This window comes from Streptomyces sp. NPDC057424, from assembly GCF_042803315.1.
In the GTDB taxonomy this organism is placed as follows: domain Bacteria; phylum Actinomycetota; class Actinomycetes; order Streptomycetales; family Streptomycetaceae; genus Streptomyces.
The window spans coordinates 20435-33045 of the sequence record NZ_JBHVCP010000031.1; the positions used below are offsets into that span (position 1 = coordinate 20435).

A 12611-nucleotide genomic window follows, 5' to 3' on the forward strand; every position below is an offset into this window, starting at 1 on the left:
GGTGCAGGGGTGGGCAGTTGAGGGAGCAGCCTTCGTGCACGTGTTGCCGTGGCAGTCCGCCGGCTGCCTTTTGCTAATCGTCGGAGTGGTGAAGTTCCTCTCGGAGAGGTCGCGCCGCAAGACCCTGCTGGCCATCACCACGCAGGCGCCGCCCGGCACCGTAGTGACGCAGGAGGGTGGCATGGGGGGCCCGAGAATGTGCATTCAGGTCGGACGTGGGGCAGCGTCGCTCCCGGAGCGGGACTCATGACCCCCCGAATTGCGCCGATACACCGGGATGAGATTGCAGCCCTATACATGCAGCTCCGCGGTGGCATGGTCAAGTACGCAGAACGACTGCTCCATAGCGATCGTCACCTGGCTCCCGACCTGGTTCAGGAGACATTCAAGGCCGCTGCCTTGCAGTGGAGCACATTGCGTACCCATACCGAGCGCGTTCAACGAGCTTGGTTGTACCGCGTACTGAAGAACAAGGTTTTCGACCAGTGGGGAGCATCCCGACGCTACGTGCAGGGCCTCAGCGTCCAGGAGATGGTGACCGACCTGGATACGCCGCGGACGGCGATCTCCAATCTTCTTTTGCAGAGGTGCTGGAAGGCCATCGATAGCATGCCTCGTGCTCAGCGTCTGGTGGCACTCTTGAAGTGGCAAGGCGAGTGGACCAATCGCGAGATCGGTGCACACTTGGGCATCGCTCCGAGCACCGTACGGGTCCATCTGAGAAACGCCCGGAACACGCTGGTCGGGGAACTGGGGGACGAGGTCGTCTTCCCGTCCGACTGGAGGGACGATGGTCCGGGAGAGGAGGCAACAGGATGAGGAAGGTCCAGGACTGGTCAGACGTGCCCCACTCACCAATCGAATCCAGCGTGTCCATCAGGGCTGACGACCTTCTCAAACAACTCGACCTCGGGGTGGATGCGCATGTTCCGACACAGAGTGCTACTGAAGGCTTGAAGGAGCTGCAGGAGTGGATGGCCGAGGATAGGCCGTCTGTCCAAACGCAAATCGAGCAGGCGACGCTGCTTCCCGGAGGGCAGCAGAATTGCGCGGTGGGGCGTGTGGCGCATGAGCTGCGGCAACCAAGCGTGCAGGACGGCCCATTGCTGGAGCGCCAGGACGAATTGCTCGCAATCGATGAAGCATTGGCGGAGCTGAGCAGAAGCACAGAGGGTGCCGGACGACGACGGCACACCGGGCTGCTCGCTTTCACCGGCCCGGCTGGAGTGGGAAAGACGGCACTCATCTCGAAAGCGCGCGCCCAAGCCGCAGCGCACGGGTTCACGGTGTTCTCGGGCAAGGGCGGCGAGACGGAGCAGGAGTTCGCGTTCCACGTGGTGCGTCAGCTGGTGCAGCCCGCCCTGGCAAAGATGGACGAGTCGGAGCGCCGCGCCTACTTGGGCGGCTGGTACGACATCGTCGCCGCCGCACTCGGACTCATGGCGCCTGACACCGCTCGGGCGCCGGACCCGACCGGGGTGCGCGAGGGACTCGACTGGGTCATGACACGTCTCACGATCAGGAAGGCTCCCGTCGTGCTGCTCCTGGACGACATGCACTGGGCTGACGTCGAGTCTCTGAACTGGATCGCTTCCTTCGCCTCACGAGCCGAGGATCTCCCACTGCTGATCGTCGTCGCCTACCGGCCGGACGAACTGCGGCCTGAGGGGCGCACTTTCCGCGTGCTCATCGAGCATCACAGGAATCGTCCCTACGCCCTGAAGCCGCTCACGCCGTCCGGCGTGGCACGAATCATCAGGGAGAAGGTGAGCGAGGGAGCCGAGGACGCGTTCTGCCAGGAATGCTGGTTGGTGACCGGAGGGAGTCCGTACGAGGTCGGCGAACTCGCCATTCGGCTTGGCGAACGGCAAGTAACAGGCACCCATGACGAGTTGTCCGTAATGCGGGAACTGGCCTCCGCGGTCACGGGCCGCGGCCTGCTCGACGGACTGTATCGACTCGGTGCAGCGACCGTTCGCTTCGCATGGGCCGCCGCCGTTCTGGGCACCTCCATCTCACCTGATGTCGCGGCTACCCTCGCGGCCATCAACAGCGAAGAGGCCGCCGAGGCGACCCAGCAACTGCGGGGCGCGCGTATCCTGGCCGACTCCCCCGGACAAGGCGGTGGCCTGGAGTTCGTTCACCCGCTGATCGCCTCGACGATCTACCGGGCCATTCCCCCGGCCATGCGAGTCGCTATGCACAGTTTCGCGGCAGAAGTCGTCCTCGCTATGGGGTTTGGTCCCACTGCCGCTGCCCGGCATCTGATGGAGGTTCCCTGCGAGGGCGTGCCCGAAGCAGTCGAATGTCTGCGGGATGCCGCGCGGGAGTACCTGCGCGCGGGGGCACCGGAGGCCGCCCGGCGACTCCTCCGTCGAGCGCTACTGGAGCCGCCCCTTCCGGAACACCGTGCGGCGCTCCTCCACGAACTGGCCTGCGCGACCTCCCTGATCGACCCCACGGCCACGGTCAGCCATCTCCGGGCAGCTCTGTCAGAACCGGGAGTTGACCCCGATCTGAGGGCCTCCATTGTCCATCGGCTGACACAAGCACTGGCCCACACCGACCAGGTGGCTGAAGCGGCAGCCTTGGCCGCCGACGAGGCACGACAGGCGACCAGCCCCCGCATCCGTCTCCGTTTGCAGGCGGATCATTTCGTATGGAGCGCCCTTCGCATCGACGAGCCGGACTCGCCCGCTCGCTCACGCCGACTGGCGCGGCTGGCCGAGCGTCTGCCCGGCCGCGGTCTGGAGGAGCGGTACATCCTGGGCCTGCGAGCTTGGGACGCCATGATGCGTGGCGAGGCACGACAATCCGTCCTCTCGTACGCCGAGGATTCCCTGCGCGGCGGACTGAGCTGGACTGATGAGAACCGGGGCTTCGAGGTACCCGTTTCCGTGTCTCTCGTCTTCATGTACTGCGACCAGCCACGACGGGCCGAGGAGCTGTTCGCCAAGGGAATGGCCGAGTGTGAGGCCAAAGGCTGGCGCGGCTCCCACCTGGCCGTCGCACAAACCCACTTGGCGTACATCCTCTACCGTCGGGGCCGCCTCACCGAAGCGGAGGCGCTGGTACGCGAAGGCCTACGCACCGCCGACCGGGTGGAAGGCGCAGTGCCCGCCCAGTGGTTCGCCATCGGTACGCTCATCCAGACCCTTGTCGCCCGTGGGCGGGCGACCGACGCACGTGAGCTCGCCGATTCCTACCACTATGGCGAGGTGTCTCCGAACGCCGTCATCTACCCGGACCCTCGCACGGTGTATGCCGAACTACTCCTCGCCGAGGGCCGACGGTCCGAGGCGGAGCGACTCTTGTCCGACGTCGGGGACTGGCTGGAGTCAAGGAACTGGCGCAACCCGACCTGGTGCCCTTGGCAGTTGCATCTGGCGTCTGCTCTCGCCTCCACCGTTCCCGACCGCGCCGTCCTCCTCGCCCGGGAGGCCGTAAAACGAGCCCGGTACTTCGGTGCGGCGTCCACGATCGGCCAGGCACTCCACACCGAGGCCGAAGTAACCGATGGGCCGGCGGCGCTCGACTTGTACGCCGAGGCCGTCGACCACCTGGAGCGGTCTCCCGCCTCGTACGAGCTTGCCCGTGCCCTGATCGGATACGGCGTGGCCCTGTCCCGGAACGGCCTACTACAAGAAGGCGCGGACTGCCTTTACCAGGGCTTGGAAGCCGCCGTCCACTGTGGGGCCGAGGCACTGGCCGACCGCGCCAGAGAGGAACTCTCGGCGGCCGGCTACCGGCCGCTGCGCCACGCGCAAAAGGACACGCTGACGTCCAATGAACGACGTGTTGCCGAGATGACGGCCCAAGGCCACCCAGCATCGGTGGTTGCCAAGCAACTGCGCATCCCCGAACAGGGTGTGAAGCGACTGCTCTCCTCCGTCTACCGCAAGATCGGCACCGACAACAGCGGTCTAGCCAGAGACCTCCATACAGTCCCACGTTTGTAGCGATGCCGCGCAGCGCTCCCGTAGGGCCAACGGGCGGGTCCGAAAGCGTGGCCGGGGAACTCGTTCTCGCGGACCGAGCCTTGGCTCGCCTCATGCGTGCTGTCCGCACATCCGAAGCCTGGTGCCCAGCCACTCCGCGGCGTAGCGGGAGTGCCCTTCGGCGACAGGTGGAAGCCGCTCAGACCGGTCCTGATCGGACTTGCTCCAATTCGAGAGAGCTTTGACGACGACGGATACTGGCGCCGGTCGTTGGTGTGCCACTCACTCAGCCAGGTTGCGGTGCACGACCAGGTCATCCAAGGCCATCGGTACGAGACCAGCGAACCCGCGCACCTCCAGGCCGTCCCCATAGCCACGCGCTGGCCCACCCCGAGTACGGGGATGTCCCCTGGGGCCACCGAGCTGGAGCGTGTCTTCGAGGGCTCCGTCCCTCAAGGACGTCGGTCGCATACGTCGCGATGCCCGACACGGGCGCGGCGATCGACGTCTTCGGGGCCACCGCGATGGAGGTGCCCGAAGCGGTGCGCGTCCTCAGGGGCGGGCTTGAGGACGCTTCGCGGACCCTGTACGAGCTTCTGTACAGGAAGGAGGACCAAAACCGTGTTCTGAGCACCCTGCTGAAGGGCGATCGGGAGCATGGGCGAGCAGCGCACGGAGTTCCGCGGGCCACCCTGGTCCATGCTGCCCGGGCTGTCCTAATTGCGGTGGCACTCGCCAGCTGCGGGTCGCGTCAGACCATGTGGGACGACATGGGGATGCTGGTCAACTGCACAGCACGAGCGTACGGACAGACCGCGGGCCTGGATCCTGTCGCCGAGTTGCTCCTCGCACCCGGTGCGATGCTGCACCGGCGAGGACAAGCCGGCGACGTGCTCCCGCTTGATCTCGCCGCTGCCGAGCCACCCGCCGCGTCGGAGGCATTCCTCCAGTGGAGCGGGCTATTGATCCGTATTAGCGTGAAATGGTCCGCATCATTCAGGGCACCGCTTGCCGACGCTCCGGGTGTCGACGACGTCCGTCGCGTCGCAGCGTTCCGATCCCTCTGCAGCGGAGATGGTGAAGATGGCGCGGGACTCCGTGTTCCAGGCGCCGCGGGCCGGTTCCTCGGCCCCGACAGGCGCAGAGACCTCTTCCCGGGACGGCGCACCCGCTGCCGGGCGTTACGACCCGGCCGCGGTGGACTGGGAGGGCCTGCGCGGGCGGCTCGAGGGGACGTTGCTCCGGCCGGGCGATGCGGGATTCGACGACGCCCGCAAAGGCTTCAACCCGCTGCATGACGACCATGTTCCTGCCGCAGTGGCGCAGTGCGCATCCGCGGCGGATGTGGCGGAAGCCGTGGTGGCCGCGGGCGGCCGGGTGCCGCTGGCGGCGCGCAGCGGTGGCCACTCCTACGTCGGGTATTCGGCGCCGCCCGGCGGCCTGGTCATCGACCTGCGCCGGATGTCCCGGGTCGACGCCGCCGGGGACGGCAGTGTGACGGTCGGGGCCGGTGCACCGCTGCGGACCGTCTACAGCGCCATGGGGCAGGCCAACCGCTGCCTGCCCGCCGGATCGTGCTTCACCGTCGGTATCGCCGGCGTCACCCTCGGCGGCGGCATCGGGGTCCTGCAACGCAAATTTGGCCTGACCTGCGACCATCTGATCGCCGCGGAGGCCGTCACTGCCGACGGCCGCGTCCTGACGGCCACGGCGGCCGCTACCCCCGATCTGTTCTGGGCCCTGCGAGGTGGCGGAGGTGGCAACCTCGCCATCGTCACCCACTTCACCTTCGCCACCGACCCCGCCCCCGCCCTGACGGTCTTCGTCCTCACCTTCCCTGAGGGCAAAGTGACCGAGATTCTCACCGCCTGGCAGCCCTGGATCGCTGGTGCCCCCAGGGAAATGTGGGCCAACGTCAACATCTCCGGTGGCAATCCGCCCGGTTGTCGGGTGGCCGGCTGCTTCATCGGCCCCAGCACCGCCTGCTATCCACTGCTCGACGACCTGATACTCCGCGCGGGCGTCGTGCCCACCCGCCGCAACATCCAGGACCGTGACTATTTCAACGGCATGCGTTTCTTCGCCGGCAGGCCCCTCCGCGAGTCGTTCGTCGCCTCCTCCCGGATCCTCACCGCCCAAACCCCCGACCCGCAGGCCGTGACGCGCCTGCTCACCGGCCGGACCGGCACCAACCTCATCATCGATCCGCTCGGCGGCGCGGTCACCGACACCGTCACCGCCCAGACCGCCTTCCCGCACCGCGACGCCTTCGCCACCGCCCAGATCTACGCCTCCGCCACCACGGCCTCCGAACCCGACGTCACCCGCAATGTCGCCGAGATCGTCGCCGGACTCGGCGCCCTGGGTATCGGTGGTGGATACGTCAACTACATGGACCCCGGCCTTCCCGACTGGCCCACCGCCTACTACGGCCCCAACCTCCGCCGCCTTCGCTCCATTGTTCAGGACTATGACCCCGACCACTTCTTCGACTTCCCGCAGAGCCTCCACCGCGCTTGAACCGGGCCTGGTTTGACGGGAGATGGTTGTCTCGAACAGGGCCGAGATGCGGGCCAGTCACCGCGCAGCTAGCGTGGAATTGGGTAACAGCCATGCACAACATGATGATTGATGAGGCCTCGGCACACGCACATTGCCGACAAGGGGAACACCATGGACGCAGCTTCTTCTCAGCCGTCGTACAGCGGAGCCCATCCCAGCAATCGCGACGGACTTCCTGAACCGTCGTTGGACGATGCGCATTCACCATTCAAAGTGCTGGCACACGGCGACCTGTTGCGGCAGTTCATTGAGGGCAATTCCGTCCGGCCGATACATATGCGCATCGGAATCATGGGCGCCTGCAACATGCGCTGCAACTTCTGCAACTTCCACTCGGAGAACGAGGAGCACTTCTACGACCTCTTCTCCTACAAGGACTCCATGTCGACCGAGGACAGCATCAGCCTGCTGACCGAGTTCGCGGCGAACGGCGGACGGGCTGTGACGTTCTGCGGCAGTGGCGAGTGCACGATCCACCCGGGCTACATCGAGATCTGCCGCGCGGCACACGAGGCGGGTCTGCGGATCGGGCTGATCACGAATGGTTCCCGGATCCACCGTGACGACATGGCGGCCTGTATCCGCGAGACACACACTTGGGTCCGGGTCGGCCTCAACGCCGGCACCGCCGACACCTTCGCGTCCATCACACACGCCCGGAGTGGGGTGTTCTCCCAGATCATGTCCGCCATCGGGGAGCTGCGAGCGGCGGCCGCCGATCCAGAATTTCGTATCGGCCTCAACTACGTTATCACTCAGGAGAATTACCGTGAGATCGAGGTGGCCGCGCGGGAAGCCCAGGACGCCGGGGCGCATTACATCCGTTATGAGCCGGAGTTCTACTCGGCGCTCGGGCATCGCACGATCGAGCCCGTGCTCGACGAGATAGCGCAGGCGCTCGATGAGACCTCTGCGGGAGAGTCGGACGATTTCGAGATCTCGATCCCGAAGCTAGATCGTGGACCGATGGACCGGACGGAGGCCGTGGAGGGCGACTTCGACCGCTGTCACTACAGCCGCTTCGTCACGGCGGTGGGCGCTGACGGCCAGTTGTATCCGTGTCCGCAGGTCCATCTGAACAGCAGGTACCGCATCGGCAATGTCGTCGAGGAGGGCTACTCGGGAGTCCTCGAAGGCGGTCCGCGGGCCGAGTGGGAGGCCTCCAACCCGCTGCGGACCGACCTCTGCAAGACATGCTTCTACCGTCCGCAGAACGAACTGCTGCAGTGGCTGCGGGATGGTCGGATAGAGCTCGGCGAGGCGCTCTCCTCGTACAGCGTCGAGGTGCCGAAGACCCTGCACGCGGAATTCATCTGAGACCGGGCGGAAACATGCAGGTCGACTTCCTTAGGAAACTCCTCCATGAGGAACCGGCATTGCGGTTCGCGGCGGGCGGGGTGGCGGAATTCCACGACTGGCGCGGCCAGGTCCGGGCCGTGGTGGAACGGCTCGTGGCCGCTCCGGACCGCACGTTCACAGTCGCCGCTCTCGCGGTGGAGGAGAGCGCGGGAATCATCCGTCGGCAGTACGTCTTCCAGTCCGGAGCCGCCGGTGAGCTGCGCGGCACGCTGCTGGCCCCGTCCGGCGCAGCCCATCCGCGCCCTGCCGTCCTCGTCTGCCCCGGCCGGAACGCCACGCTCGGCGGCGTCACCGGTACAGAGGCCCCCGACCACGCCGACCGCAATGTCGCCGAGCAGCTCACCCGGGCGGGATTCGTGACCCTGACCCTCGACTACGGCCTACGGGACCACACGGCGCCGGACGGTTCCGACGGGCGGGACACGCTGAGCGACAGCGAGCTGACGGCCTTCCTGGCCCAGGCATTCGTCCGCTGCGGCTACTCACTCTTGGGCGCCCTGGTCACTAACACCCTTGCGGCACTGGACTGGTTGCGCGGTCATCCGCTCGTTGGAGGCGAGCCGATCGGCGTTTTCGGCCACAGCATGGGCGGCGCCGTAGCCCTGCACACCGCACTGCTGCACCGCGAGCCGGTGGCCCTCTGCGCGGCGAGCGCCGTGGGCACCTACCGGACCCTCAACCCCCGGCTGCTGACGTGCGACCCGGCCTTTTCACTGCCCGGAATTCTTCGCCACGCGGATATCCCGGATCTGTTCGGGGCCTTGGCGCCCGCACCGGTCCAGTTGCAGTACGGAGACGCGGACCCCTTTCTCGACGACGACGAGGCTGCGGCCGCAGCCGACGCCGTCCGGCAAGCGTATGCCGCCGCCGGGGCGGCGGAGCGCGTCGAGGTGCTGCGGCTGGCGATGGGCCACGGGACCGCGATCCCGCACGCGATCACCTTCTTCGCGCGTGCGCTGCGCGGGGAAGAGGCCCTGCGCGGGCCGGAACCGGAGCCGACGGCGGTGCCCGCCGCCCGGGTGTTCTTCGACCGCGCAGCGCGGCGAGAAATCCTGGACCGCATCGACGGGTCGCTCGCGTCGGGGACGCTCACGCTGGGGCCGTCCGTCGAGCAGTTCGAGGAGCTTGCTGCGGCGCGGGTCGGGCGGGGCGGCGTCGCGCTGAGTTCCGGAACCGCCGCGCTGGAAATAGCCTTGCGGGTCCTCGACGTGGCGGGGAAGACCGTACTGGTCCCCGCCAACACCTTCTTCGCCACGGCCGCCGCCGCTGTGCATGCCGGGGCGGACGTCGCCTTCGTCGATATGGAGCTGGACGGTCTGGGGCTGGACCCCGACGCCTTGCGCGCCGCCCTGGAAAACCACGAGAGTGTGGCTGCCGTCATCGCCGTGCACATCGGCGGCATTGTCTCCCCGGCGCTCAAGCCGGTGCTGGAGGAATGCCGGTACCGCGGCATTCCGGTCATCGAGGACGCGGCGCACGCACTCGGCAGCCGGCTCAACCGACAGCCCGCCGGCTCTTTCACCCGGTTCGGCGCCTTCTCGCTCTATCCCACAAAAGTCGCGACCAGCGGCGAAGGCGGCATCATCACTTCGGGAGAGGAGTCCGATCTGGCGCAGGCGCGGCGTTTCCGCGACCAGGGGAAGGTCTCCGCCGCCGTCAATCTGCACGATCGACTAGGCCACAACTGGCGGATGAGCGAACTCCATGCCAGCGTCGGCATCGCCCAACTGCATCGTCTCGACCAAGCCCTCGGCGCGCGCATGCGGCTGGCCGCCTGGTACGACGCCCACCTCGGGGACGTTCCGGGACTTCGCCCCTACATCCCGCCGTACGGCGTGGAGAGCAACCACTACAAATACGTGGCGTTTCTACAGGAGGGCATCGATCGCGCCGCCCTCAAGACGCGGCTTCGGCGTCGGCACGCAGTCTCCTTGGCAGGCGAGGTTTATGACACGCTCCTGTGCGACCAGCCCTTTTTCGCCGCGCAGCGGACGGGCGGTGCATTCCGGAACGCACGCTGGTTCGCGTCCCATCACATCTGCTTGCCCCTCTTCCCGACGATGACGGAATCGCAGCAGAAACATGTCGTGGGAGCGCTGAGAGCCGAGCTGTCGTGATGTTCCCGCCACAGTCGAAACCGGTACTCAGCAAAGGGGAAAATCATGACCACGCAAAATGACATCGACATCAAGGAGCTGATCGCCCTCTACCGCCGAGCGTCGGCCGCCAGGGACGAGCAACTGGTGGAACTGGCGATCGCCTCGGTCAAGGAGGCCGCCAACGCCGAAGCATCCAGGGCGGCTGTGACCGTCGGTGAGAACGCCGCCATGAAGACGGCCATGGCGCATGCCGCGCAGGCCGCCGCTGTCGAGTCGGCGCAGGCGCAGGCCGTGCGCGGCGAAGGCGTCGAGGGTAACCCCGTCATTGTCGCAGCGGCCGAGGCGGCGGCTTCGGCGAGTGCGGCACAGGAGGTCGCCGAGGCGGTCGTAGGCGCAACGGTAGGAGAGGTGTATCAGCAGTTCGTCGCCGGCATCGCCGATGGGGAACAGCAGTCGTGAGGCAGTTCGAACTGGTCGACCGGGGGCAGATCCGCTGGAATCCGGATGCTCCCGTGCCGGCCGTCGGACCGGACCAGGTGCTGGTGCGCGTCCACGCATGCACCGTCTGCAACCGGAGCGATCTCGTCTACTTCTACTATCGCGGTCTCCGGGAGCATTGCGCTGCGGGGTGCTTCGGCCATGAGATCTCTGGGGTGGTGGAGGAGGCGGGGCCCGCCGTGCGGAATGTGCGGCCTGGCCGGCGGGTCTTCGTCCGTACGCCGTTGACTTCCGGGTTCGCCGATTACGCGCTGGCCCGCGAGGTGTCCGTGGGCATCTTGCCCGAGAATATCCCGTTCGCGCAGGGCGCCATACTGCAACTCCTGCCGCTCGCGGTGCACGCCACACGCGGTGTCCGGCTGGGGGACCGGGTGGCCATCATCGGGCAGGGCCCCGTGGGCCTGATGGCGCTCCAGGTCGTCAGGCTGCGCGGCGCGGCCGGCATCGTCGTCGCGGATCTGGACGCCTGGCGCTTGCTGCGATCGTCCGCGCTGGGCGCCGATGAGTGTGTCGAAGTGGACGGCTCGGCAGAGCAACTCCGCTCCATAGGGGCGGACTTCGATGTGGCGATCGACGCGGTCGGCACCCCGAGGACGGCCCGCGCCTGCGTCGACGTGGTGACGCAAGGGGGGCTGGTGGTCTTCCTGGGCACACACCACGTCGACACCCGGGTGACGTTCGACCTGGTCCAGTGGGAAAAGAAGGGACTGCGGGTGCACAGTTCCGCCGAACCCACCGACGCCGTGCGCACCCAGGCGCTGGGCACGGCCGTACGGCTCGTCGAGGAGCACCGCATCCGGGTCGCCGAGCTACTGACGCACACCTACACGCTCGAGGAACTCCCCAGCGCCCTGGCGCGCCTGTCGGACAGCGGGATTCTCGCTCCTGCCGGAGAGGACACGGGATGCACCGGACCACCGCACCAGGTACTCAAGATCGCGATCTGCCCCTGACTCAGGACGCCCGGGGAAAGGCCGTTCAGCTCTTCCGGCGCGGCCGGTGGTACGCCTCGCTCGATTCCACCGCGCTCTGTGCGGTCTCGGGCCTCCGGGTCTGCCTCGCCCCGCCCATCCTCATCCGGGACGACGCCCGGTACCTGCGGGACCACCTCGCCGACACCCCGGCGCCCACCCCCGGGGCCCGGCGAGTCATCCTGAGCGCGGCGCTCGACCTGTTCGCCCACGGGCGCCTGGACCTGGGCGGTATCGGTCTACAGGACGCCGCCGCATTCCGGTCGGAGCTCGACGCCCTGACAGGCATCCCGCCCGCCCTGGTCACACGGTGGTGCCGCGCCCTCCGGACGCAGCTGGACGCGCTCCCGACCACCGAGCCCGACGACGCACTGACACTGGTTTCACTGCCGGGTAACACCTTCACCACCCTTGAATCGGTCTTCGAAGCGGTGCTGACCAGCGGAGCGGTCTGGATCAGGCCGAGCCGCAAGGAACCGCTCTCCGCTGCACGCTTCGCCGCGGCCCTGCTCCGCGCCGGCTGGCCCCCGGAGCGCCTGGGCCTCTACCCGACGGAACCGCACGCCCTGAGCCAACTGGTCACTCAGTCCGACCGGCAGATCATTTATGGCGGCGAAGCCGTCGCCCGGACTTTCGGTGCCCTGCCGACCGTGTCGCTCCGGGGCCCCTGCCGTGCCTGCGCGGTGGTCGACCCCCAGGAGGATGTCCGGCTGACGGCCCGTCGGCTGCGCGGGTGGCTGGCCAGTGATGCCGGCCGCTTCTGCACCACAGTCCACACGGTCGCCTGCCTCGGCGATCCGGACCCGGTGGCCGACGAGCTCGGCGCGTTGCTGGACACCATCGAACTGACCCCGCCCGACGCGGCCTTCCCGCTCGCCCGATGCCCCGATCCGCTCGAGGCGTGGGAGATGGCGGCCGCGGTTGGACGGGGCATGACACCGGCCGACCGCATCGTCACTCGGCGGCCGATGGTCGTGGAGAAGGACGGCGGCGCGTTCCTGACGCCGACCCTGGTCCGGGTTGCCGACCCGGTCGGGCATGCGCTCGTCGGCCGGGAATTTCCCTTTGTCTTCGCCTCGGTCGTCGCCGTGGACGGCGCGTGCCTTCACACACTCGTCCAGGGCTCGACAGTGGTTCGTTCCGCGGGTCCGCGGCCGTGCGGGAAAGGGGCAGCGCGATGACGG

The 12611-nt window shown here is 67.6% G+C and carries 8 protein-coding genes; all 8 read left to right on the plus strand.

Translation table 11 applies throughout. The features are described 5' to 3' along the window. The first annotated feature begins 246 nt into the window (after positions 1–246). The 8 genes from ACFU3E_RS23470 (at position 247) to ACFU3E_RS23505 (ending at position 12608) form a co-directional block, all read left to right on the plus strand. Positions 247–819, plus strand: a complete 573-nt coding sequence (locus ACFU3E_RS23470; protein ID WP_384161449.1) for an RNA polymerase sigma factor — start codon at positions 247–249, stop codon at positions 817–819. Beyond that, on the plus strand, positions 816–3959 hold the full coding sequence (locus ACFU3E_RS23475; protein WP_384161452.1) for an AAA family ATPase: 3144 nt from the start codon (positions 816–818) through the stop codon (positions 3957–3959). Before ACFU3E_RS23470 ends, ACFU3E_RS23475 begins: the two co-directional genes overlap by 4 nt. A 1062-nt stretch (positions 3960–5021) precedes the next feature. Further along, a complete protein-coding gene (locus ACFU3E_RS23480) occupies positions 5022–6458 on the plus strand; it encodes an FAD-binding oxidoreductase (protein WP_384161455.1) in 1437 nt (478 codons plus the stop codon). 153 nt (positions 6459–6611) lie between these two features. After that, the gene (locus ACFU3E_RS23485) at positions 6612–7817 is read left to right on the plus strand and encodes a radical SAM protein (RefSeq protein ID WP_384161458.1); all 1206 of its coding nucleotides are present in this window, start codon (positions 6612–6614) and stop codon (positions 7815–7817) included. Between the two features lie 14 nt (positions 7818–7831). Next, positions 7832–9976 carry a DegT/DnrJ/EryC1/StrS family aminotransferase gene (locus tag ACFU3E_RS23490; RefSeq protein WP_384161461.1) on the plus strand — a complete coding sequence of 715 codons (2145 nt, stop codon included), beginning with the start codon at positions 7832–7834 and terminating at the stop codon, positions 9974–9976. Positions 9977–10021: 45 nt separating this feature from the next. Further along, positions 10022–10417 (plus strand): hypothetical protein, encoded by a 396-nt coding sequence (locus tag ACFU3E_RS23495; RefSeq protein WP_384161464.1) that lies wholly within the window; start codon positions 10022–10024, stop codon positions 10415–10417. Further along, positions 10414–11409, plus strand: coding sequence for a zinc-binding dehydrogenase (locus ACFU3E_RS23500; protein WP_384161466.1), 996 nt, complete (start codon positions 10414–10416; stop codon positions 11407–11409). The genes ACFU3E_RS23495 and ACFU3E_RS23500 overlap by 4 nt, the downstream gene beginning before the upstream one ends. After that, complete coding sequence (locus ACFU3E_RS23505; RefSeq protein ID WP_384161469.1) at positions 11361–12608, plus strand: aldehyde dehydrogenase family protein; 1248 nt, start codon at positions 11361–11363, stop codon at positions 12606–12608. The genes ACFU3E_RS23500 and ACFU3E_RS23505 overlap by 49 nt, the downstream gene beginning before the upstream one ends. Positions 12609–12611: the final 3 nt, after the last annotated feature.